The 22,562-nt window shown below is 42.2% G+C and carries 18 protein-coding genes and 1 riboswitch; of the genes, 1 reads left to right on the top strand and 17 read right to left on the bottom strand.

Going from position 1 to position 22,562, the window contains the following annotated elements; translation table 11 throughout:
• Nucleotides 1–250 precede the first annotated feature (250 nt).
• The 12 genes from JNO66_RS10815 to uvrB all read right to left on the bottom strand — a co-directional run bounded on the left by JNO66_RS10815 (nt 251) and on the right by uvrB (nt 14,685).
• Nucleotides 251–1,459 (bottom strand): cystathionine gamma-synthase family protein, encoded by a 1,209-nt coding sequence (locus tag JNO66_RS10815; protein ID WP_203088251.1) that lies wholly within the window; start codon nt 1,457–1,459, stop codon nt 251–253.
• 301 nt (nt 1,460–1,760) lie between these two features.
• Complete coding sequence (locus JNO66_RS10810; RefSeq protein WP_203088250.1) at nt 1,761–2,954, bottom strand: M24 family metallopeptidase; 1,194 nt, start codon at nt 2,952–2,954, stop codon at nt 1,761–1,763.
• A gap of 190 nt (nt 2,955–3,144) precedes the next feature.
• A complete protein-coding gene (locus JNO66_RS10805) occupies nt 3,145–4,803 on the bottom strand; it encodes a PucR family transcriptional regulator (RefSeq protein ID WP_246483261.1) in 1,659 nt (552 codons plus the stop codon).
• A gap of 132 nt (nt 4,804–4,935) precedes the next feature.
• Nucleotides 4,936–5,439 (bottom strand): acyltransferase, encoded by a 504-nt coding sequence (locus tag JNO66_RS10800; protein WP_203088248.1) that lies wholly within the window; start codon nt 5,437–5,439, stop codon nt 4,936–4,938.
• The gene (gene ppaX, locus JNO66_RS10795; protein WP_203088247.1) at nt 5,436–6,083 is read right to left on the bottom strand and encodes a pyrophosphatase PpaX; all 648 of its coding nucleotides are present in this window, start codon (nt 6,081–6,083) and stop codon (nt 5,436–5,438) included. Before ppaX ends, JNO66_RS10800 begins: the two co-directional genes overlap by 4 nt.
• Nucleotides 6,084–6,096: 13 nt before the next feature.
• The gene (gene lgt, locus JNO66_RS10790; RefSeq protein WP_203088246.1) at nt 6,097–6,936 is read right to left on the bottom strand and encodes a prolipoprotein diacylglyceryl transferase; all 840 of its coding nucleotides are present in this window, start codon (nt 6,934–6,936) and stop codon (nt 6,097–6,099) included.
• Nucleotides 6,937–6,966: 30 nt separating this feature from the next.
• The gene (gene hprK, locus JNO66_RS10785) at nt 6,967–7,902 is read right to left on the bottom strand and encodes an HPr(Ser) kinase/phosphatase (RefSeq protein ID WP_203088245.1); all 936 of its coding nucleotides are present in this window, start codon (nt 7,900–7,902) and stop codon (nt 6,967–6,969) included.
• 140 nt (nt 7,903–8,042) lie between these two features.
• Nucleotides 8,043–8,396 carry a phage holin family protein gene (locus tag JNO66_RS10780; protein WP_203088244.1) on the bottom strand — a complete coding sequence of 118 codons (354 nt, stop codon included), beginning with the start codon at nt 8,394–8,396 and terminating at the stop codon, nt 8,043–8,045.
• Nucleotides 8,389–8,589, bottom strand: a complete 201-nt coding sequence (locus tag JNO66_RS10775) for a PspC domain-containing protein (protein WP_203088243.1) — start codon at nt 8,587–8,589, stop codon at nt 8,389–8,391. Before JNO66_RS10775 ends, JNO66_RS10780 begins: the two co-directional genes overlap by 8 nt.
• 62 nt (nt 8,590–8,651) lie before the next feature.
• Nucleotides 8,652–9,743, bottom strand: a complete 1,092-nt coding sequence (locus JNO66_RS10770; RefSeq protein WP_203088242.1) for a DUF4097 family beta strand repeat-containing protein — start codon at nt 9,741–9,743, stop codon at nt 8,652–8,654.
• A 75-nt stretch (nt 9,744–9,818) separates the two neighbouring features.
• The gene (gene uvrA, locus JNO66_RS10765) at nt 9,819–12,695 is read right to left on the bottom strand and encodes an excinuclease ABC subunit UvrA (RefSeq protein ID WP_203088241.1); all 2,877 of its coding nucleotides are present in this window, start codon (nt 12,693–12,695) and stop codon (nt 9,819–9,821) included.
• Nucleotides 12,696–12,699: 4 nt separating this feature from the next.
• Nucleotides 12,700–14,685 carry an excinuclease ABC subunit UvrB gene (gene uvrB, locus JNO66_RS10760; RefSeq protein WP_203088240.1) on the bottom strand — a complete coding sequence of 662 codons (1,986 nt, stop codon included), beginning with the start codon at nt 14,683–14,685 and terminating at the stop codon, nt 12,700–12,702.
• Nucleotides 14,686–14,919: 234 nt separating this feature from the next.
• Nucleotides 14,920–15,061, top strand: a riboswitch (FMN riboswitch).
• Nucleotides 15,062–15,237: 176 nt separating this feature from the next.
• Here uvrB and JNO66_RS10755 point away from each other — a divergent pair.
• Nucleotides 15,238–16,200: a DMT family transporter gene (locus tag JNO66_RS10755; protein WP_203088239.1), complete on the top strand. Its 963-nt coding sequence runs from the start codon at nt 15,238–15,240 to the stop codon at nt 16,198–16,200.
• A 35-nt stretch (nt 16,201–16,235) separates the two neighbouring features.
• Here JNO66_RS10755 and JNO66_RS10750 read toward each other — a convergent pair whose 3' ends face one another.
• From JNO66_RS10750 to JNO66_RS10730, 5 genes are all read right to left on the bottom strand, one after another.
• Complete coding sequence (locus JNO66_RS10750) at nt 16,236–17,465, bottom strand: pyridoxal-phosphate-dependent aminotransferase family protein (RefSeq protein WP_203088238.1); 1,230 nt, start codon at nt 17,463–17,465, stop codon at nt 16,236–16,238.
• A gap of 14 nt (nt 17,466–17,479) precedes the next feature.
• Nucleotides 17,480–18,685 (bottom strand): Zn-dependent hydrolase, encoded by a 1,206-nt coding sequence (locus tag JNO66_RS10745; RefSeq protein WP_308807440.1) that lies wholly within the window; start codon nt 18,683–18,685, stop codon nt 17,480–17,482.
• 232 nt (nt 18,686–18,917) lie between these two features.
• Nucleotides 18,918–19,421, bottom strand: coding sequence for a (2Fe-2S)-binding protein (locus tag JNO66_RS10740; protein ID WP_203088237.1), 504 nt, complete (start codon nt 19,419–19,421; stop codon nt 18,918–18,920).
• Nucleotides 19,418–21,673 (bottom strand): xanthine dehydrogenase subunit D, encoded by a 2,256-nt coding sequence (gene pucD, locus JNO66_RS10735; protein WP_373367165.1) that lies wholly within the window; start codon nt 21,671–21,673, stop codon nt 19,418–19,420. Before pucD ends, JNO66_RS10740 begins: the two co-directional genes overlap by 4 nt.
• Nucleotides 21,674–21,693: 20 nt before the next feature.
• Nucleotides 21,694–22,560, bottom strand: a complete 867-nt coding sequence (locus JNO66_RS10730; RefSeq protein ID WP_203088235.1) for an FAD binding domain-containing protein — start codon at nt 22,558–22,560, stop codon at nt 21,694–21,696.
• Between the last annotated feature and the right edge of the window lie 2 nt (nt 22,561–22,562).

Raw genomic sequence — 22,562 nt, 5'->3', positions numbered from 1 at the left:
AACACGAAAATAGCAAGATATCCGCTACAGGAGAATCCTTCGCTTTCCACGGGAACAACCTCAGCCCCTTTCGCGGAAAAGCGCCGCTACAGTGTCTTCACCGCGTTCTGTTCCGTAGGAGTCTCAGGTTCTCCTTCCGCTTGTTTCGCAAAAACACGAATGGCGAATGATTCGCTCATTGAATCATTCGCCATTTTCTCGTTTATTTTGAGTTATGTCTCAGGCTCATCCTCTTATAATCTATGTTCATTCAGTTCGTTGAAATCGTAGCATCAACAGATTCTAACGCTTGTTTAAAATCAGCCAAGATATCTTCCGGATCTTCAATTCCACATGAAACGCGGATTAGTCCTTCTGAGATTCCCATAGCCGCACGTTCTTCTGGAGTACATTCCACATGACTAGTTGTTCGTGCTGGACCGACGGTTGTTTCGACTGATCCTAGATTTGCCGCTCGATTGGCAAATTCAAGCCTCGGCAATAACTCTCGCACTGTGTCGATTCCACCTTTAACAGCAAAACTCAGCATGCCTCCATATCCCTTCATCTGACTTTTCGCAATCTCATGATTGGGGTGAGTCTCGAGCCCTGGATAAAAGACAGACTCAACCAAATCACTTTGTTCAAGGAATGTTGCTAGTTTCATCGCATTTTCCGCTTGGCGTTTTACACGCAAATCCAAAGTTTTCATTCCTCTGAGTAATAAGTAGGCAGCCCATGGATCCATGGTGGCGCCATTAATCTCACGGTAATGATAGATTGCCTCTACCAATTCTTCATCATTACCAACCACTACTCCCCCAAGTGCATCTGCATGTCCTCCAAGAAACTTAGTGGCGCTATGAATGACTATATCTGCTCCGAGCGTCAGTGGGTTTTGATTAATAGGTGTCGCAAACGTATTATCCACAACGACAAGTGCCCCTGAGGCTTTTGCACATTGAGCTGTACGCTTGATATCTGTAATCTTTACGGTTGGATTTGTAGGGGTTTCAAGGTATAGAAGAGTACACCCTTTTGCAATTTCCTTTTCAATTTGTTCATGATTTCCCGTTTCACAAAAGGCAACCTCAATTTGCAGCCTTGGAAGAAACTCAGTGAATAGCTTGTTTGTTCCACCATACGTATCTTTAATGGTTACTACACGATCTCCTGGTACTAAAAAGGTATAAAGCGTATTACTAACAGCCGCCATTCCAGTGGAGAAGCTAGTTCCAGCCTTTGCCCCTTCAAGCAGCTTCACCTTATCTTCAAATGCTTGTACGGTAGGATTTGTATTTCGTCCGTAGATATGCCCTTTTTTCTTTCCAATGGCTACGTCATACCACTCGTCCATATCGTCATACCCAAAAGCCACACTTGGAATCACTGGAACTTGAGTTGCTCCATGTACTAAGTAGTCCTTCTCTCCACCCCAAACAGCTTTTGTACCAATTCGTGCCTCATCAAAACGACTCATTTAACCTCTCCCTTCTTTATCATTCCATATGATTGAGGGTGGGACATAACATTAAATCAATCACTTAAATACGAACATCGCAACAAATCCGCTACAGGAGAATCCCTCGCTTTCCACGGGTACGGCCTCAGCCCCTTCCGCGGAAAAATCGCCGCTACAGGGTCTTCACCACGTACTATTCCGTAGGAGTCTCAGGTTCTCCCTACGCTCGTATTGCAAAAACACCAATCGCGAATAATTTGCTCGTTAAATCATTCGCCATTTTCTAATTGATTTTGAGTTATGTCCCAAGCTCTTTATTTTACGATGCGGTGTGGATATCTGGTTGCTTACAAACAAGTTCTCTTGGGAACTCCGCAAAGGTTTCACATCCACTTTTCGTCAGTCGAATCGATTCACTAATCTCAACTCCAAAATGATCAAACCACATGCCTGGAATGACATGAAAGGTCATGTTCTCTTGGAGTACCGTTGTATCTCCCCTTCGAAGGCTTGCTGTATGCTCGCCCCAATCAGGAGGATAGTTCAGCCCCATTGCGTAACCGAGTCTCGATTCTTTATCCAATCCATGCCGAGCTATACTTTTTCGCCAAACCGCTTCTACTTCTCCACAGGTCATACCTGGTTTTGTAGCCTCTAAGGTTTCATTTAGTCCTTCAATCACAATCTTTGAAAGCTCAGAAATGTGTGGATCTGGTTGACCAACAACAAGTGTGCGAGCAAGCGGAGAATGATACCGCTTATAACACCCTGCAATTTCTAAAATAACGGTTTCACCTTGCTTATATGTTCCATCTGTCCAGGTTAAATGAGGTGAGGATGTTTTAATTCCTGATGGAAGCAGTGGAACGATGGCAGGATAATCTCCCCCATACTCTTCTGTTCCTGATATTTGAGTTTGATAGATCGTTGCTGCGACATCACATTCACGTACACCGACTTGAATGGCGTCCATTCCTGCCTGCATAGAGCGCTCAACAATACGCGCTGCCCGCCTCATGTACTCAATTTCTTGATCAGACTTTATGAGTCGTACCCAGTTGACTAGGTTCGTTGCATCCTTTAAATGTCCAAGTGGCAGATGCTGCTTTAGATGCTGATAACAGGAGGCTGTGAAGTAGTACTGATCCATCTCTACTCCAACAACTCGGTTTCCTTGGCCAATCTCTGTTAAGAATTGTGCAACAAAGTCCATTGGATGCTTACTTAAAGACTGAACATATTCTTCTGGATACGAAATAATGTGGTCATGATGTAACCAAGCCGTTTGTTTAGCACCATTTGCATCCTGTGAACGTCCAATCCAAAGGGGCTGTGCTTCATCTATAATCACCACAACCAGCTGATGTACGTAAAAGGACCAGCCATCGTACCCAGTTAGATAATTCATATTGGCAGGATCGGTTAATAGGAGAACCTCAATTCCTGATGCCTCCATCCTTTGTTTTGTTTTTCTTAATCGATCCTGATATTCTTCCATCGTGAATGAAAGCATCCTCATTCCTCCTTTAAAGTAACAAGCGCATCAAATAATAGACTTAATCATCTGAATACTTAAATTATATGCAAGGAGTTCATCTATGAACAATCACCAAAATGTAAGAAGTTCTAAACCAACTTGTAGTCAAACGAACAAAAAAGCATGAATTCCATCTGTCTTTATGAAAGATAATCTTTCATCGAGCTTAGATCTTTTTTTGCATTCTCCAAATTCGAATACTAAGCTCGAGTAAAAAAACATCATCTGGGTTTGCTAGAGACAGCTGTGTTAGCGATTCAATTTTTCGTAACCGATACAACAAGGATTGTCTGTGCAAATGGAGAACTCGAGCTGTTTGACTAATTTTACTTTGATTACGGTGATAGGTTGTAAAGGTACCTATCAGATCCATATTTCGCTTAAGATCGTACTGATATAAAGGCTTAATGACTTCTAGTACAACGTCATATAGCTCCGCATCATCTCCCATTGCTTGTAATACTCGATCGACACGAGTATCTGAATAAAACACTCGACGTGATCGATCATTTCGTCGTTTGCCAATTTGTAGAGCTTGGAATGCTTGTTCATAGCTTTGCGAAAATGTGGATAACGTGCCTCCACCATCACCAATTCCCCAATCCATATTCACACTTGGAAAGAGATTGATGAATCGACGGTTCATTAAGTCTAAAAAACTGTGGACTGTCTCGCGTTCAGCATCTTCAGTTACTTCTAAAAAAATAATCAGTTGATTATTTTGGAAGGTAGACATGGCTTGATGATGAATTGATTTGGCTACATGATTCACTTCTTTTTCAACGTAATGCTCCAGACTAACAGACCACGCCTCCTGTGAGGTATTTCCGAAAAACGAATGAGTAACGTCAGGATAACCAACAATCGCCACGTATGGCAAATCCAAATGATACCCTAACGTTTTTGCTCGAGTCTGCATTTCTTCTTCTGAGCGAAAAAGATCCTTTGCAAGCTCCCATACAAAGTGGTTCTTTACCTTTGCTTGAGTCTCCAGCACTGCATTCTCACGTAAAAACCAAAAGGCTGCAGCTGTACCAATATGCTCTAGAACGATAAAAAATGTATCTGGAACAGATGTTGGATTGTGATCAAGGATCATATAGACATAACCTTGTGCCGTTTGTTTTGCTTGTGAGATGGGCAAGCGTAAAAATGCACCTAAAGAGGTTGACCCAGATTGAACTTTTGTTAAAAGAGGATGGTCATGACCTCCAGGGATAGGCTGTGCAAGTGTATCCGCTTGTTCTTTCATTAGAGTAATCCAACTCGATTGGTCTTTTATGATTAACGTACTTGCTCCCATTAGTTCCCCGTTAGCATCTGTAATGTAAGTAGGCAAGTGTAACTCATCGCTTATATATTGAGTTAATTGTGAGAGCGTGCCGCCCCCTAGAACAATTGATAATAGCTCTTGTCCAATCGTTTGTAATTCTTCGATATATCCTTTTTTTACATCCATAATTTTTGTTGTGATCGATTGGGTCACATCAGCAAATCGCACTTCCCATGGCAAACATACAATCGGGAAACCGTGCTTTTCAGCCAAGTCCATACAAGGCTGATCAATGTCCATTATATATCTACCTGTTGCGACTCCAAGCCCTGATGCACCTGATTGAATGACATCTTCTACAAACTCATGAAACCGCTCTGGTTCCTGCGCGTATCCAATTCCCGTCGTTAACACCATTTCATTTTTACGCACAAAGTTTTCAACAGGTGCCTCCGTTATCGATACCCATTCAACGACACGCTCTTGTAGACTTGGATATGCTGTTTTTACAGCAGATGTTTTTAAAATGTCTAATTCAATGATTTCTTTCATTGTAAGCAACGATTTCACCCCCCTGAAACAAAACTAAGGTTCATCACTAGTTCTTGATTTTGTAGGGGAATTCCTTTATTACAAACTACTTTTTGACAAAATTGATACAAAAAAAGGCATAGCCATTGACTGCTATGCCTTTTCAGGACGAGGAAGCTGTTTAATCACTTGCATAGGGTTTCCACCTACAAATGTATAGGGCTCAACATCGCGATGAACGAGAGTACACGCTGAAACAATGGCACCGTCGCCAATAGTCACTCCAGGTAAAATGGTACTGTTTGCACCAATCATTACTTCATCGCCAATCTTAACCTCACCTAAGCGATATTCCTTAATTAAATATTCATGAGCAAGCAATGTTGTATTGTAACCAATCACCGAATTACGTCCGATCGAGATCTTTTCAGGGAACATAACGTCCATCATCACCATTAAAGCAACAGCCGTTTCCTCCCCCACCTTCATCCGTAAGCCATGGCGGTAAAGCCAATTTTTCATACCAAGCCACGGCGTGTATCGAGCGAGCTGAATCACAACAAAATTCTTCATGACCTTTAAAAAAGGAACTGTTTTATAGATATGCCACAAAGAATTAGCCGACGGAACTGGATAGCGTTCCGTTTTTCGACTCACGACTGTGTCACTCCAACGATATCAAGCAAGTCATCCATTGTGTGCAGAATGTAATCGGGGTTAAAGGATTTAAGATATTCTTCTCCTTTAATGGCCCAACCTACTGCAGCCGTTGTCACACCTGCATTTTTGCCACCAAGTATGTCGTGGGAATTGTCCCCCACCATAATTGCTTCCTCAGGTGTGGACCCAAGTGCTTCTAGAGCTTTCATTAGTGGTTCTGGATCTGGTTTAGCTTTTGTCACATCATCTAATCCAATGACTACATCAAAAAAGGCATCAAGTCCTTTAAGCTTTAGTCCCATATGAGCCGTTTTGTTTTTCTTTGTTGTAACAATCGCCATCTTAAAGCCTAAGTCATATAGCTTTCGGAGTCCTTCATACACTCCCGGATAATCTTCTACAAGCTCATCATGATGCTTATGATTGTGAGCACGATACGTTTCAACCATTTCTTCCCAGCGTTCAGCATCAATCGATCTGAACGTATCTTGGAGGGTAGGTCCAATAAAAGGCAGGACGGTTTCGCGTGTATACTCATTCGGTCGATAATGACCCAGCGTATGCAAAAATGAAGCGATAATTAATTCATTTGTATTAATAAGAGTTCCGTCTAAATCAAACAACAGTGTCGTTTTCTTCATCTAACCTTCCTTTCTACTTCTTCTTATTCTTTTTTACTGGCTTGTCTTCGTCAAGATATCCAGGCGGACGAACGACAAAGCGACGGTATACAATGAGAGCAACTGCACCCACTACGAGCACAACCGAAATCAATTGCGCTACTCTTAGAACATCCCCAATTAACAAGTAGTCTAAGCGGATGCCTTCGATAAAGAATCGTGCGATCGAATACCAGATTACATAAATTAAGAATAGCTCACCTAAACGTAGGTTTACGCGGCGAAGCCATAACAGAAGAGCCACTCCGATAAAGCTTAAGATGGATTCATATAAAAAGGTCGGGTGATAGTAGGTACCATTAATGTACATTTGATCAATAATGAACGTTGGCAGATGTAGATTTTCTAAAAAGGCTCTACTAACTTCTCCGCCGTATACTTCTTGGTTCATAAAGTTACCCCAACGCCCAATCGCCTGTCCGAGTAAAATACTTGGTGCTGCCACATCCGCAAGCTTCCAGAAGGAAATGCCTCGCTTACGAGCAAATACAATGGCGGTAATGACAGAACCGATTAATGCTCCATGAATCGCAATGCCACCTTCCCAAATATAGAAAACGCGAATAGGATCGTCAGCGAATTGATCCCATCTGAAAATAACATAGTAAATACGTGCAGAGATAATCGCAATAGGCAAGGCAAACAATAAGAGATCTGCAAAGATATCTTTAGGAAGACCCCTTCTTACACTTTCCCTAGATGCTAGAATGTATCCAAATAACACGCCTAGCCCAATAATGACGCCGTACCAATAAATTGTAATTGGCCCCAATTCAAAAAATACTCGATTTAATGCTTGTATGTTTTCATCCATGTCTACACCTCATTTAGCCGCTTTAATTGATTAGTACTCATCGCGGTCTCCATCTTGAATCACTTCTGTTAAACGCTCTGAGAATTCCTGCGCCGCATTAAATCCTAGACGTTTCAGTCTAAAGTTCATAGCTGCTACTTCTATAATGACGGCCAGGTTTCGCCCTGGTCGAACCGGAACAGTCAGTTTAGGTATTTCCGCATCAAAGATCTTCAACGTTTCCTCATCCAATCCCAAACGATCATACGCTTTTCCTTGGTCCCAGTTTTCAAGGTTGATACACAAGCTGATTCGTTTAAATGGACGTACAGCCCCTGCCCCAAACAATGTCATGACGTTAATGATACCGAGACCACGAATTTCAAGCAGATGTCGAATTAATTCTGGCGGATGTCCTATTAACGTATCCTCATTCTGTTGTCTAATCTCTACTGAGTCATCAGCGACAAGACGGTGACCTCTTCTTACTAAATCGAGGGCTGTTTCACTTTTCCCGACTCCACTACTTCCTGTGATCAACACACCAATGCCATAAATATCAACCAATACTCCGTGCATCGCCGTTAAGGGAGCAAGTCTACCTTCAAGGAAGTTGGTCAGTCGACTACTTAGCTGAGTCGTTGTATGTGTCGAGCGAAGAACAGGAACACCTACCTCTTCGGCAGCTTCAACTAGTTCTTTAGGTGCTTCCAATCCTCTTGAAAGGATGACACCCGGCGTGTCGTAGGTGCATAGCTTTAGCATCCGTTCTTTTTTCTCTTGATCACTCAATTGTTTAAAAAAGGACAATTCCGTTCGTCCAATTAACTGGAGCCTTCGCGCTGGATAATATGTAAAAAAACCGGCCATCTCAATACCAGGACGAGAGATATCACTCGTTGTTATCGGGCGATAGATTCCTTCTTCACCGGCTACTAGCTCAAATTGAAACTTTTCTAACAAGTCATTTGCAGTCACTTTTGCCATTCCTGTCCAACCCCTTCAGAAGCTTCATTCTTCACACTTATGTACTAACCCATTTTAGCACGTTTTGAGTATAAACATTCAAGTAACCGCTAAAAGAAAAACGACGAATCATCCAAATGATTGGACGATCCGTCGACATACTACGAATTCGCAGATTTGATTGGGTTGATGAGAAGTGTTTGAAAGATTGTTAAGATCAAAGCAGCGAGTAAAGCTAACCCAAATCCGTTGATCACAAAAGCATCACCCATAAACCATGATGCCAAGTACAGTGTAATGCCATTGATAACGAGTAAAAACAATCCTAACGTCAGGATCGTCGCTGGTAATGTAAACAAAATAAGAATTGGGCGAACTGTTACGTTTAAGATGGCAAGTACTAAACTAGCTACAAAGGCGGCCCCATAACCAGTTAGAGTGACACCTTCAAATAAAAAATCAATTAAGAGTAAAACAAATGCATTTAATATCAAGCTTACAAGAAATTTAATCATCAAACATTTCCTCTTCATTCGGCACCACAAGGGCCATAATAATGTAGATCAAAAGCGCTGTTCCAGACGTGAAAAATACAAGCAATGCCCAAATAATTCGCAGTAGGGAGACATCAAAGTTGTATTGCTCAGCAATACCTCCACAAACCCCAGCTAGTTTTCGGTCATTTTGCGACCGGTATAATTTCTTCATCCTTCATCCCTCCTATTTAAAAGCGGTCTGCCAGCTAACCTGGCAGACCCCAATCATTATTCTTAGTCTAGATCTTTTGCTTTAATAGAGCCAGTATTAGATACAGCACTTACCTTTACGCGCGGAGAAGCACTTGGGTTTCCAACAAAATGCAAGGAGCGGTTAGCAAAGTCCTTCTTCTCCTCTAACACTTCAGAATCAGCCATTGCGTTTGAAACGCCGCCGACATTCGTTTTAAATTTGCCTTCAAGACGAATGGATGATGGAACGTTGATATGAATGGTTCCAGTTGTTGTTTTTAACTCAGCAAATCCTGCCTCATCCAGCGATTCAAGCTCATATGTTAGCGTTCCATTAATTGCTTCAATATCAGCATCTTGAATCTTCCCGCCTACAAACACAGTCCCATTTAAAGTTTTTGCATCAACAAGATGAATGGTTGAATCCTTTAATTGAATGCTCCCATTTACCGTTTCTACGTTTGCTTTCTTCGCCTTCACATCTTCAAAGGTTAACGCACCATTTAAGGTATTGACATCAAGCGTGTCAACTTCTAGATGTGAAGCTGTAATTTCTCCGTTAAAGCTGTACAACTTCACACGATCATAGCTTGATTTAGGGACATAGATCGTTGTTTTAACTTTAAGTGACTTCACTTTTGAATGGAAAGTAAGTTTCTTATCTTCTACAGCAAAAGCTGTTTCTTGAAGGAAGATACGTCGTGCCTCTTCTGAATCCTTTACACGGTAAACGTGAGCTTGGCATTCAACTCGGATATCAGACTCTTCCCATGGAACCAATGTAATTGCCCCATTTTCAAGTGAGACATCAATCACTTCTGGTGTTTCATCTCGGTGATGGAAGGTATGATCCACTACCACATGAGAACCAAAGTTGAAATCAAAATCAGCTTCTTTAATTTTCTTAAAGGCTGTTTCAACGAAGTCGGTAAACTTTGTTGCATAAGAGCTAGCTTCAGACTTCGTTTTGTTTTCTCTTGATTCATTCCCTTTTTCCCAGTTCACTTCTGTTGAAAGCTGAGTGGAGCTTGATGTTGAGTCGTCCTTTTCAATCGCTTGAAGTAACTTAATTCCCTCTTCAGCAGTTACCTTACCATCTTCGATCATCTTCAGGATCATTTTTTTCTCTTCCATACTTTCACTCCTCCAGGTACATTTAGTTATTCTTACTAGTCTATACGAGGCTTCAGGCAGAAATGTTTCAAGGAATTAAGATTGTTGTTGTAATTCTTTTTGCTCGAGTCTAACACGCATTCTCTCTTTGTCCCGTTTTAAGATTGGATCCAAGTATTGACCGGTGTAAGATGCCGACACAGCTGCAACCTCTTCAGGTGTTCCTTCTGCGACAATCGTTCCGCCTTTATCTCCACCTTCAGGGCCAAGATCAATAATATGATCAACGGTTTTAATGACATCAAGATTATGCTCTATAACAAGAACTGTATCACCATTATCAACCAATCGCTGTAATACATGCAAGAGATGTCCGATGTCCTCTGTATGCAAACCAGTAGTCGGTTCATCTAAAATATAAAGGGTACGACCCGTCGCCCTTTTATGAAGTTGAGAAGCTAACTTCACCCGTTGCGCTTCTCCACCGGAAATGGTCGTTGCCGGCTGACCAAGACGGATATAGCCAAGCCCTACATCAACCAAGGTCTGAATCTTACGTTTGATTTTAGGAATGTTTGTAAAGAATTCAAGGCCTTCTTCTACTGTCATTTCTAGAACATCCGCAATTGTTTTCCCTTTGTACGTAATTTCAAGCGTTTCCCGGTTATAACGTTTTCCATCACAAACCTCACAAGGAACATAGACGTCAGGAAGAAAATGCATCTCGATACGAATGATTCCGTCTCCACGACATGCTTCGCAACGTCCACCTTTTACGTTAAAACTAAAACGACCTTTTTTGTACCCTCGCACTTTTGCTTCATTCGTCATGGCAAACACATCACGAATATCATCAAACACACCCGTATATGTGGCTGGGTTTGAACGCGGTGTTCGACCAATGGCTGATTGATCAATATCAATGACTTTATCAATTTCATTGATGCCTGTAATCTCTTTATGTGCGCCCGGCTTTTCTTTAGCACGGTGGATCGAGTGAGCCAGTGACTTATGGACAATCTCATTAACCAATGTACTTTTCCCTGAACCGGATACACCTGTAACGGCAGCGAATACACCAAGTGGAAAGCTGACTGTCACATTTTTTAAATTGTTTTCCGTTGCATTTTTAACAGTGAAATTACGTCCCGTTAACTCTCTTCTCTTCTCTGGAACAGGGATAAACCTTTTCCCAGATAGATATTGTCCTGTTAACGATTGATCATCGTTCATAATCTCATTAGGTGTTCCAGCAGCAGTGATCGTTCCACCATGAACCCCAGCTCCTGGTCCAACATCTATGATGTAGTCAGCTGCAATCATTGTGTCTTCATCATGTTCAACAACAATGAGTGTGTTACCTAGATCACGCATATGCTCAAGGGCCCGAATCAAACGATCATTATCTCGTTGATGTAGACCAATAGAAGGTTCATCAAGAATATACAGAACACCCATCAATGAAGATCCAATTTGAGTAGCTAGGCGAATACGCTGTGCTTCTCCACCAGAGAGTGTTCCGGCAGCACGTGAGAAGGTCAGGTAATCAAGCCCAACATTAATAAGAAACTCAGCTCGATCATGAATTTCCTTTAAGATTAACGCACCGATTGATTTTTCCTTGGGCGTAAGGTCTAAATGCGTAATGAAGTGTTGAGCATCCTTAATGGACATTTTTGTTACTTCACCAATATGTTTTTCATTTACTTTAACAGCTAATGCTTCTTTCTTTAATCGATATCCTTTACACGTTGGACAAGGCTTTTGGCGCATATAGCCTTCCATTTGCTCACGAATGTAATCAGAGCTTGTCTCATGATAACGGCGAGAAATGTTTTTCAAGACTCCCTCAAACTCAATTGTTCCTTCACGAACGCGTCCGAAGTCATTCTCATAATGAAAAAAGATTTTTTCCTTTCCACTGCCTTTAAGGATTTTATCCATTTGGGCAGCCGGTAGCTTTTCAACCGGCGTGTCCATATCAATACCAAAGTGGTCACACACTGCTTCAAGTAACTGCGGATAGTATTGAGAGCTTATTGGTTCCCAAGGGGCGATCGCATGCTCTCTTAACGTTCTTGAAGGATCTGGAATCACTAAATCAACATCTACTTCAAGCTTTGTACCAAGACCATCGCAGCTTCCACAAGCACCGTATGGACTGTTAAATGAAAATAAACGAGGCTCAAGCTCTGGAATCGAAAATCCACAGATTGGACACGCATAATGTTGACTAAACAGAATCTCTTCTCCGTCGATAACATCTACAAGCACACGTCCATCAGCGAGCTGAAGCGCCGTTTCCAAAGAGTCAGCAAGACGGCTGTTAATTCCTTCTTTGATTACAACACGGTCAATGACCACTTCAATTGTATGTTTTTTATTTTTCTCCAGTTCAATCTCTTCTGCAACCTCATGCATTTCTCCATCGATTCGAACACGCACATAGCCTTGCTTTTTTAAATCCTCAAGAACTTTAACATGTGTCCCTTTTCGTCCAGATACAAGCGGAGCAAGGATTTGCATTTTTGTCCGTTCAGGAAAGCCTATTAACCGGTCCACCATTTCTTGAATCGTTTGTGATGATATTTCAATTCCATGGTCTGGGCAATAAGGGCGCCCAATACGAGCAAATAACAAACGCAGATAATCATAGATTTCAGTCACTGTACCGACTGTAGATCTTGGGTTACGACTAGTGGTTTTTTGATCGATCGAAATCGCTGGAGACAAGCCATCAATCGAATCAACATCCGGCTTGTCCATCTGTCCTAAAAATTGTCTGGCATACGCAGACAGAGATTCAACGTACCGTCTCTGTCCCTCTGCGTAAATTGTATCAAAAGCGAGTGATGATTTTCCCGAACCGGACAAGCCTGTTAAAACAACAAGCTTATCGCGTGGGATCGTCACATCGATATCCTTTAAATTGTTGGAACGAGCTCCTTTTACAATGATATTTTCCTGTGCCATGTGCTCACCCTTCCGCTTTCATTTGAATCACAACATCTCGTAATTCTGCCGCTCGTTCGAAGTTAAGATCTTTAGCTGCTTGCTTCATTTCAGCTTCAAGACGCTCGATCATAGCCGCCTTCTCTTGTTTGCTTAGCTTTGTTTTAGGTGCAGCTGATGCAGCATAATCCTCTGTATCCTCCGCAGCATACGTTGCTTGAATGACCTCAGGTACTTTCTTTTTAATCGTTTGAGGCGTGATCCCGTGCTCTTCATTAAATGCCTTTTGAATCGTTCGTCTACGCTGGGTCTCATCTAAGGCGACTCTCATAGAATTGGTAATCTTGTTTGCGTACATAATCACGTGTCCATTCGCATTACGTGCAGCACGTCCGATTGTTTGGATCAGCGATCGTTCCGCTCTTAAGAAGCCTTCCTTATCGGCATCAAGAATGGTTACAAGAGACACTTCAGGGATATCAAGACCCTCTCGGAGTAAGTTAATCCCAACTAGTACATCAAATGTACCTAAACGAAGCTGCCTTAAGATTTCAATTCGCTCAAGGGTCTTTATTTCAGAATGAAGATATCTTACCTTAATGCCAAGCTCCTTTAAGTAATCCGTTAAGTCTTCAGACATTTTTTTCGTTAAGGTTGTTACTAATACACGCTCATCCCGAGCCATACGATCATGAATTTCACCAACAAGGTCATCAATTTGACCTTCAATCGGCCGAACATCAATCGTTGGATCAAGTAATCCAGTTGGTCGGATAATTTGCTGAACCATATCCGGCGTTTTTTCAAGCTCATAAGGTCCTGGAGTAGCCGATACATAGACCACTTGATTAACCTTTTCTTCAAATTCCTCAAACCGTAATGGTCGGTTATCTAGTGCAGATGGCAAACGAAAACCATGATTCACTAAAATTTCTTTACGCGCTTTATCTCCATTAAACATTCCACGAACCTGTGGAAGCGTGACATGCGACTCATCCATAATTAATAAGTAGTCATCTGGAAGGAAATCCATCAATGTATATGGAGTTGCACCAGCTTCTCGTAATGTCAGATGACGTGAATAGTTCTCAATTCCTGAACAGAACCCCATCTCAGCCATCATCTCTAAGTCATATCTCGTGCGTTGCTCCAAGCGTTGAGCTTCAAGCAATTTCCCTTCTTCTTGCATTTTTTTAAGCTGTTCCTCAAGCTCAGCCTCAATGTTTGCCATCGCGCGCTTTAATTTTTCTTCACGCGTAACGAAGTGGGATGCAGGAAAGATCGCTACATGCTTCCGCTCGCCTCTTACTTCTCCTGTAAGGGCGTCTACTTCAGTAATTCGATCAATCTCATCTCCAAAAAGCTCAACTCGAATACACTGCTCGTCACGAGAAGCCGGGAAAATTTCCACTACGTCTCCACGTACGCGGAATGTACCACGAGTAAAATTAATGTCATTGCGGTCATATTGAATGTCAACCAGCTTACGTAGGAGCTCATTTCGGTCAAGCTCCATCCCTACCCGGAGTGATAATACAAGGTCTCTATACTCCGTCGGAGAACCTAGACCATAAATGCATGAAACACTCGCAACAATGATGACATCGTTACGTTCGAACAATGAGCTTGTTGCAGAGTGTCTAAGCTTATCAATTTCATCATTAATACTTGCATCTTTCTCTATAAATGTATCTGAGCTCGGCACATATGCTTCCGGCTGATAATAATCGTAATAACTAACAAAGTACTCCACGGCGTTATTCGGAAAAAATTCCTTAAACTCACTATATAACTGACCAGCAAGTGTTTTATTATGAGCCATAATTAGTGTTGGCTTATTCACCTGCTTAATCACGTTTGACATGGTGAACGTCTTACCGGTACCCGTTGCTCCAAGTAACGTTTGAAACTTTTCACCACTATTTAGCTTCTCAACAATCGTCTTAATTGCTTCTGGCTGATCACCCTGAGGTTCATAATCAGAAACAAGTTCAAATTCTTTCTGTTCCACAAGCCAGCCTCCTAATCGAACATATGATCACATATTCAAGTATATCATAACTAGATGAAATAAACATAAAAAAGCGAACGTTCGTACCCCCATTATTGTAGCCAATGTCTGACACTCACATACTCTATAAACCATCAATACCCGTTTCTTCAAAGAATAAAAATGGCAAAACTTTTTACTGGACGAATTCTGATAGGTGAGCTATGATATGGATTATTGAAATGAAAAAAGAATATGGATCTTCGGGGCAGGTGTAATTCCTGACCGGCGGTGACGTTTTAATAAACGAAGCCCGCGACTCCAGCTGCTTGCAGCTTGGACTGATCTGGTGTAAATCCAGAGCCGACGGTTAAAGTCCGGATGGGAGAAGATAATAGATAGGCACATGTTTTTAGTGTACCTATTTAAAGATGCATGCTTATTTGTGCTTTTTCTGACTTCAATTCCCGATTGTCTACTAAGTTGATCGGGTTAATCAGAACAAGCGAGATCCATGCATCTTTTTTATTTCTTACGAACGATCCCATATTCAAACTAAAAGGGGTTTGAATAATGGAACAAACAGGACTGAAATCAAAAAACACGTTTTGGCTTATCGTCATAGGCGCTGCCTTCTGGGGAGTGAATCCGCTCTTTCGAGTGTTACTTCTCGATACATTAACATCCGCACAGATTGTGTTTATTGAACACATCTTACTTGCTTTTATTACAATTCCAATTCTTTGGTTTAATCGTCGTGAATTAAAAGGCCTGAAGAAGAGTCACATTGGTGCGTTGCTTTTTATTTCGTGGGGAGGCTCAGCCTTAGCTACTTTGTTATTTACGGCTGGTTTAACGTACGGAAATATTAATGCTGTCTTATTACTTCAAAAAATGCAGCCGCTATTTGCGATTATACTCGCACGTATTCTATTAAAAGAGTTGTTTCCAAAACACTTTACACCACTCGTTATTGTTGCATTAATTGGAACCTACTTTTTAACATTTGGCTTCTCGCTACCAATTGGTCACATGGATGAAGTCATCCAGATGGGAAGCATTCTTTCATTAGCTGCTGCAGCTCTTTGGGGCGGGTCAACTGTAATGGGTCGGTTATTGTTAAAGCAAATGAAGTTTGAAACAGTCACTTCCTTACGATTTGTATTAGCTATTCCATTTATTACAGTCATTATGCTCATTCAAAATGCTGCTTGGACACTACCTAGTGATTCTGTTAGTATGACGTTAATTGGCGTGAACCTATTAGTATCAGCATTACTACCAGGATTGTTCAGTATGCTTCTTTATTACAAAGGATTGACGAATACAAAAGCAAGTGTCGCAACTTTAGCCGAGTTAAGCTTTCCAATGACAGGGATGATTGTGAACTGGCTTGTCTTTCAAGAGAGTGTCACTGCTGCTCAATTTACAGGATTCATCTTAATATGGGTTGTGCTCTTTACAATCTCTAAGCAACGCGAGATTATTGCTCCAGTTGCAAAGGATCCTGCACCCTTATTATCAAAAACATCTTAGCAAAAAAGCCAGAATGGACCGGGTCCAATCTGGCTTTATGTTTGTTCTTCTGCATAATAACGAATGGCCGCTTCAAGTGCCCTTCCTTTATTTATTGGAACACCGTAATAGACAAGTACGCCCTCTAGTGCACCTAAAACAGCAAGGATGTTCTCTCTTCGACAGCTGTATCCCATTGTTCCAATTCGCCAAATCTTTCCGTGGAGAGGCCCAAACGAACTGGCAATTTCTATGCCAAACATCTCAAGTAAGGTGTGTCTCACTTCATCGGCTTCGACACCTTCAGGCACTCTAATACATGTAACGGTCGGCAGTTTAACTGCATCGTCTCCAAATCGCTCTAATCCCATTTCGTCAAGGCCAATCATTAAGGCTTTTTCATGGTAAGCATGACGTTTAAAACGTTCCTCTAACCCTTCTTCTAACACAAGACGTAATCCTTCACGTAATGCATAAAGCATGGAAGTCGCTTCGGTGTGATGATTTAATCGACGTGGTCCCCAATAGTCCTGAAGCATGGATAAGTCAAAGTAATTACTCCGTATAAACTGTTGATTGGTCGCTTTAAGCTCTTCCTCTGTCGCAATTCCTCGTTCTACTTTCTTGCGTTTAGCAATTCGTTCTTCTACTCGTTTGTTGTAGGTTAAAGGAGCCAGACCAGAAGGAACGGATAAGCATTTTTGAGTTCCCGCAATTAAACCATCGATGCACCATTCATCCACTTTAACATCTGCTCCACCAATAGAAGCTACGGCGTCGACGATAAATAAGATCTCTTGCTTGCGACATGCCTCGCCTACTTCTTTTAATGGTTGCATACGCCCAGTTGATGTTTCAGCATGAACAAGTGCGACAATATCAGGGTTAACCTCATTCATCGCTTCAATAATTTCCGCTGGTTCAAATACACGTCCCCACTCTTTTTCAATGACTTTAACCGTCGCCCCATATCGTTCGCAGATTTCAATTAATAGATTTCCAAAGCGACCATAGACGGGGACAAGAACAACATCTCCAGGGTGAATCACACTACAAAGCATGGCCTCAATGCCTGATCGTGATGTCCCATCCACCGGAAAAGCCCATTGATTCTTTGTTTGAAATAATTGTCGCAGCATCTCCATCACTTCATTCATAACCTTCGTAAATGCTGGATCAAATTGACCAACGATTGGAGTCGACATCACACGCAATACTCTCGGATCAACCTCGACAGGTCCCGGTGTTAAAATCGTTCGCAAGGGAGTTGATAAATCTTGATACATGAATTGATACCCTCCTATTCGTAAGCTAATGAATAAAGTTGTGCTTTTAAAAGCTTAAGTCCTTTTTCAAGTGCTTCTGGGTCTGTCCATTCAAGAGGAGAATGACTAATTCCTTTTTCACTTGGTACAAATAAAAGCAATGTTGGACAGGTTAATCCAAAAACTTGTGCGTCGTGTCCTGCTCCGCTCACCATTCGTTCAGACGTGAACCCAAGCGTATCTGCATGAGATAACACTTGTTCAACAAACAGATCGCTCAAGTGGACTGGCTCGATCTGTAACCAACAATCTCGTTTCATCTCCATCTGATTTTGTTTTGCTACTTCTTCAAATTGCTCAACGATCGTTTCAAATTGATCTAAGATACCTGTTTGTGCGTGCCTGACATCTAAGCTACACTCGACACTACCAGCAATAACATTCGGTACATTCGGAGAGGCGACTAGACGACCAACCGTCGCCACGAGTGTGGGATCAAGTTGTTCGGCCGCATTCGTGATATAAGTGATAAATTCAGCTGTTAATCGCATCGCATCTTTTCGCATCGTCATGGGTGTTGTTCCTGCATGATTACTCTCACCGCTAAACTGAATCATATAGCGCCTTTGCCCCACAATGTCGCTCACAACCCCAACGTCTTTTTTCTTATGTTCAAGAAGAATGCCTTGTTCAATATGAAGCTCAATAAATGCCTGAATTGTTTCAGCTGTGGACTGTGTTTCAACGCTTTCTCCGAATCCAGCATCCTTCATCGCTTGCTGAAGAGAGACCCCCTCGGAATCAATGAACGAGTGTGCCGTTTCCAGATCACTCTGACCAGTCACCCATTTTGATCCCCAGAATGTAAAGGGAAATCGACTTCCTTCCTCTTCTGCTAAAGAGACGACTTCAATCGTTCGTTTCGGAGGACCATGCTCTGCGTATAGCTCACTGGCAGCCAAGAAACTAGCTAGCACTCCATACGCACCATCAAACTGCCCCCCATCTTGAACCGTATCAATATGGGAGCCTGTCAAAATAATGGAGTCTGGTTCATCTGTACCGATATAACGTCCAAATAAATTACCAACCTCATCAAAACGAACCGTAAATCCGCGTTGGATCATTTGTTTTTGTAAGGCAAGCTGAGCTTCTAGCCAAGACTCTGAATACAGAAGTCTTGTTACACCCCCGTTATCCGTTTTTCCATAGGATGCTAACCACTTTATCCAATCACTTATTGATTGCTCTGGATGAACCGACTGTAGTTGTGCGATCGTTATCGTCCTCCTTCACTCCACTTAATCTATTAGATTTATCATACCGATTTCTAATCAGCAGTACATTGGTGATAACACCAAATAATGCATCATTCTTTAGACAGAATAACCAAATATAAAAGCTGAAAAAAAGGCCTCACTCTGGCCTCTGTTTTTTCTTTAAGATTCATGAACATTTCTAATTGTTGATTCTTTATCGTCCCCCGCTCCCCTCTATTAATTGTTGAATCGACCTGATAATCCCACCGTAACCTGTACACCGACAAAGGTTGCCTGACAACGCGTCTTTAATCTGTTCCTCAGTGGGATGTGGATGAGTGGTAAGAAGTGCATCAATAGCCATGACCATACCTGGTGTACAGTACCCACATTGAAATCCACCGTGCTTAAGCATCGCTTCTTGAACCGGATGAAGCTCTTCACCCGTTGCCACATTCTCAATCGTTGTGACTGATCTTCCCTCTACTTGATAGGCCATCGTCAGACAAGAAGCAGAAAGTTTCCCGTCAATGTGCACTGCACAAGCACCACATCGGCCAATCCCACATGATCGCTTTGTGCCTGTTATTCCACAGTCTTCTCGTAAAACGTCTAATAACAATTTCGTTGGTTGGATCTCTTTTTGAATGTATTTTTCATTTACCTGAAAGTGAACGGTCATCTCACCTGCATCTTGTTTGTTAATGGAGTGACTCATGTATGCACCTCCCTTTGCTGTAGAGAGTGTAAAATGAACTCAGGAGAGATTGGCAATTTGTGAATTCTTACGCCAATGGCCTCGTATACGGCACTTGCAATAGCTGGTGCAACACCAACTGTGCCTATTTCTCCTACACCCCTCGGTCCATAAAGGTCATCCTCTGGCAAATCTTCAATCGGAATGGTTTTCATCTTAAAAGGAAGATCAGAAAGTCCGGGCATTAAATACGTATCAAGATTTGTTGTCTCATACTGGCCGTCTTGCATTAGAGCTTCTTCCATTAAGGTGTAACCCACAGCCATACTTCCTCCGCCTTCGATTTGACCAATGTATCCGTTCCGGTTTACGATCGGTCCTGCGGCCACTGCTTGTTCAAGCTGTATTAGTTTTACTTTTCCGGTAAGTACATTTACTTCTACGCCTGCTAGTACACCGCTGTACGAATACAAAAAATGACCAGAATCAATCGGGTCCGGTGTGGTTGGAAAGTCAAAGCGTGTATCAATCACAAGATCTTCCTTTAATTCAGCAGCAAGCTCGGAATAGGAGAGGGTAAGGCGTCGACCGTCCTTCCCTTTCACCCACATACCTTGTTTACCTACTGTTAGCATTGTTTTATCGATTCCTGTTTTTATTGCAGCACATGAGATGAGCTTCTCTTTAAATGGCTGCTTTAGCTTTTGGAGTGCGTGCCACACCATGCTTGTTCCTCTTGATGCTGTTGTTGATCCTGAAGTAGGAACATGAGCCGTATCACCGATCACTATCGATAAATCATCTACATGACAGCCTATCTCCTCTAATGCCAATGTTTCAATGACTGCTAGAATGCCTTGCCCAGCTTCTTCAAATCCGAAGGCAAGCTCAATCTTTCCATTTCTTTTTAATGAGATTCTCCCTCCAGCCGGGTCAAGTCTTCCATAGCCTAATCCTCCTCCGTGCATTGTAATAGCTGTTCCAAAGCCTCGGACAAGATACGAAGTAGGGGATTTGGTTGTGATTTGTTGATTCTGATGCAACTGGTGAATCGCTTTAAGAACTTGTGCTGCACCATCCGTTTCAGCAATACGTTGTCCAAGTGGTCCCAAGTCGTGCGCTTTGCGAAGGTTTCGTTGTCTGAAAACGAACGGATCCATTTTCAGCTTTTGGGCTAAACGATCCATTTGACCTTCTAAGGCAAACGTAACCTGATTCCCACCGAACCCTCGAAATTCACCTGCTACACCATTGTTTGTAAAGATTGAATAGCCTTTTGTTTTAACAGCTGGGATCACATAAGGACCGGTCGCATGCTCTACTGAAAAGTCAAGAACGGCTGGGCCAAGCGTAGCGTACGCGCCTGTATCTGCTTTTATCGTCGTTTCTTGTGCGAGAATCTTTCCATCTTTATCAACAGCCGTTTTCATTGTAATAATCATCGGATGGCGCTTGATGCTACTCCGAATGGATTCCTGTCTAGTTTGGTGAATATGAATGGGTCGCTTTGTTGCTAATGCGAGTAATGCGCCATAGGGTTGAATATTCAACTCATCTTTACCTCCAAATGATCCGCCCATTGGTGATGAGACAATTCGAATCGCTGATTGAGGCATATTTAAAATTCGCGATAATTGGAACTGATCTTTAAAGCCATGCTGCGTCCCAACATATACCGTAAGCTCCCCATTTTCTTCAGGAACAATGACGCCTCCCTCTGTCTCCATATATCCGTGGAGCTGTCTCGGAAGCTCATACGTTTGTTCGACCATATGAACTGCCTTTGAAAAAGCCTCTTCTACATTTCCTCTTGTGTGACCAGCTTCATGAAGGATATTGCCACTTGGATGGAGGGCTGGATAGGATGAATCAAGAGCCTTTTCTAACGTATCGATTACCGGAAGAGGTTCATAGTCTACTTCGATACACGTTAACGCGTAGGCTGCAATTTCTTTAGTTTCAGCTGCGACACATGCAATGGCGTCTCCCACATACCGTACTCGGTCCCAGCAGAGAACTGGCTGATCAGGCACGATGATTCCAAACCCATTCAAGCCAGGTACATCTTTATATGTTAAGACGGCATGCACACCTGGAATCTGACTAGCCTTTTCTGTATGGATAGCACGAATCTTGGCATGTGCATGAGCGCTTCGCAGGATCTTGCCATATAACATTCCTGGCATCTTTAGATCAGTCAGATAGGTTAAACGACCAGTCACCTTTGCCTTCCCATCCGGACGAATTCGATTTCTCATATCTGTCTTTTCCATCTTCATATGCCCTCCTATCGTTACGATGACTGAATAAGCTCTTTAAACTGATGGTAGAACAAATTCGTTGCCACCATTTGAAGATAAGAAACTGATGAAAATGCGTTCCCACTAAAAGTAATATCTGACTGCAAGCCTGTTTTTACTTGTTCCAAATCTAGAGTACCCATTGCCGAAGCCTCGATGACCGATTGAGAGGCTTGTAATCGTTGAGGTGGATGATCACTACCGGATACAATAAGCCGGGCAAATTGAAAGGTCTTTGTATCATCCCATGTTAAACACATAGCGACTGTAACAATGGAAGGAAAAAACGCCTCCCTTCTTCCGACTTTTTCATAAAACCAGTATTGATTTTTAGATTCTAAAACAATAGGGATATGAACAGCGACTAACAATGCAGAGTCTACATCGTGTAAATACTCCTCTAGAGGCATGGTCGAATACCCGCTTGCATTGTACGTGGTAACTGTTGCTTCTAAAGCAAGTAACGCAGGCAACGTATCACCAATTCCGTAGACAACATTACCTCCAAGAGTACCCTGATTACGAATAGCCGGGGCACCAATGGTTGAGATTGCTTTCGCAACGAGTGGTGCGCCCTCTATAAAAAGGGGATGATGGAGACATTGGCTTAACGTGACATTTGCTCCTACGCTGATGGTACCTTCTATCGTTTCTTCAATTCCTTGTAAGGCTGAGATTAGATGCAAGCTAATGAGGTGAGGAGCAAGAATACCTAGCTTTTCTCTTTTCATTTGAATGAACGTCCCACCCGCAACAAACTCAGCATCTACTCCATACGTTTCTTTGTATTGCCAAGCCTCCTCTACCGTTTGAGGTAGCCAAACACTTGGTGGTCGAGGGATCATCTCCTCCATTTGCATTC

Source organism: Alkalicoccobacillus gibsonii, from assembly GCF_016798245.1.
In the GTDB taxonomy this organism is placed as follows: Bacteria; Bacillota; Bacilli; order Bacillales; family Bacillaceae_D; genus Alkalicoccobacillus; species Alkalicoccobacillus gibsonii.
Note: the sequence above shows the minus strand (reverse complement) of the source record. Positions and strands in the feature narration are given on the sequence as shown.